The sequence below is a fragment of the Haladaptatus ordinarius genome (genome assembly GCF_054177595.1).
The window spans coordinates 1-2,030 of record NZ_JBPEHH010000238.1 but is presented as its reverse complement, the minus strand read 5'-3'; the positions used below and the strand labels follow the sequence as shown (position 1 = coordinate 2,030).

Below are 2,030 nucleotides of genomic sequence, written 5' to 3'. Positions count from 1 at the left end.
AAGGTTCCGAGGCGTCTCAAAACACCACTTACAGGGCTATCTAAACTTCTTGGGCTGGATCCTCAACACCGACGACTGGTTCGAGCAGATCCTAAGTACTGACTTCTACAGATGAGCGATGAAAGAAAATTTGCGTGGACGTTTTGATGCCGTCGTCGTCGGTGCTGGTCTAGCTGGACTAACCGCGGCTCGAAATCTCGTGAACGACGGCCACGAGGTAACGATACTTGAAGCCCGGGACCGCGTCGGCGGGCGAACACTCACTCACCGGTTGGCGGACGGCGAACACGTCGACCTCGGAGGTCAGTGGATCGGCCCGACACAGAGCAGGGTGAACGAACTCGTCACGGAGTTCGGCCTCGACACGGTCTCCCAGTTCGACGACGGACTCGACCAGCTTTCGATCGACGGTACGGTGAGTGAACACGACGATGCACTCCAGGCGCTACCATCGGAGTCGTATGCGGAACTGATGGAGGCGTTCGGAACGGTTGAAACGCTTCGATCACAGATTCCACTCGAGGCACCGTATGATGCACCGGACGCCGAGGAGTGGGACGCGACCACCGTCGAGTCGTGGAAACGAGAGACGATCGAGACTGCGGCAGCGCGAGCAGCCTTCGATACAGTCCTGCGGGCACTGTTCACCACCGAACCGTCCGAAATATCGCTCCTGTTCTTTCTCTCGTACGTTCACGCTGCCGGCGGGATCGAGACGATAACCGGTGTGGAGGGGGGTGCCCAGGAATGCCGTATCGAAGGCGGAGCCCAGCAACTATCCCAACTGATGGCTGACGAACTGGCCGATGCCGTGCATCTTGAAGCGCCGGTCCGAGCTATCACACAGGACGAATCAGGTGTGACTGTCGAATCCGATGGTGGGGCGTACACCGGAGCGTTCGTGATTGTGGCGATTCCACCGACGCTTGCCGGGCGAATCGCCTACGATCCGCCACTTCCGGCCCGGCGGGACGCGCTCACACAGCGGATGCCGATGGGCGCGACAATCAAATGCATAGCGACGTACGAGGAGCCGTTCTGGCGGACCGACGGCTACTCCGGCTTCGTCCTCGCTGAAGACACCGTCGTCGGATTCATTTTCGACGATTTGGCTGCCGAGAGTACGACTGGGGCCCTGGTCGGCTTCGTCGTGGGAAACCAGGCACGTACGTGGAGTGAGAGAGACGCCTCCGACCGACGCCAACAAGTATTGGTCGATTTCGCTAGGTATTTTGGGGATCGAGCTGCGGAACCAGTCGAGTACGTAGAGCAAACGTGGTCGAACGAGCAGTGGTCAGCCGGGTGTTACGCCGGAAACATGACGCCAGGGACTATGAGTAGCTATGGAGCAGTACTCCGTGAACCTGTAGGCCGTATCCACTGGGCTGGGGCGGAAACGGCAACACGGTGGTGTGGGTATATGGACGGAGCGATTCGATCAGGCAACCGAGTGGCAGGTGAGGTGAGCGGACGTCTTGCGTGATATCAGATACCCTCGCCTTGTTTAACAGAGGGTGTCATACAATAGTTCTCAATCGATACTATCCACGATCTTAATCTTGGATAAAACAGATGACTGGTGGAACCACTGGATTACAAGTGAAATGAGGACCGTATAATTGCTGGGTAGTGGGTGTGAGACGTATTCTATGACACGCTCTAACAGGGAACTGGCCAACTTCTGTGATGAGTACGCATCGAGTATTCAGCATCCAGCGAGCACAATCATTTATATACGGGATCGACTGAGCAGCCATACCACTCGGTTTTGAGGGTTTGAGTTCTCCAAAACGGATTTGTTTCAGCTAAATATGTTACGGATTTTACCGAGTTGAACAAAGTGGAGCAAAGAGAGAGCAGGTAGCCGACAGACAGCGCGGTGATGACGGGGTTGAGGAATAACTGTTCAAACAGAGGGTGTCATAGAACTCTTGTCACACCGTGATGATTGTGCTTCCCGGATTGTCTCCGCGTTCGTAGTTGGTGATTGCCATGACGAGACGAAGGCACAGCGCGAGGAACACCTGCGC

General features: G+C 56.1%; 1 protein-coding gene and 1 pseudogene. Both read left to right on the top strand.

Going from position 1 to position 2,030, the window contains the following annotated elements; all coding sequences use genetic code 11:
- Nucleotides 1-115 (top strand): annotated as a pseudogene (locus ACR3FF_RS26850) (IS1595-like element ISHti5 family transposase); the annotation flags it as partial.
- 3 nt (nucleotides 116-118) lie between these two features.
- On the top strand, nucleotides 119-1,483 hold the full coding sequence (locus ACR3FF_RS26845; RefSeq protein WP_458191123.1) for a flavin monoamine oxidase family protein: 1,365 nt from the start codon (nucleotides 119-121) through the stop codon (nucleotides 1,481-1,483).
- The last annotated feature ends 547 nt before the right edge of the window (nucleotides 1,484-2,030 follow it).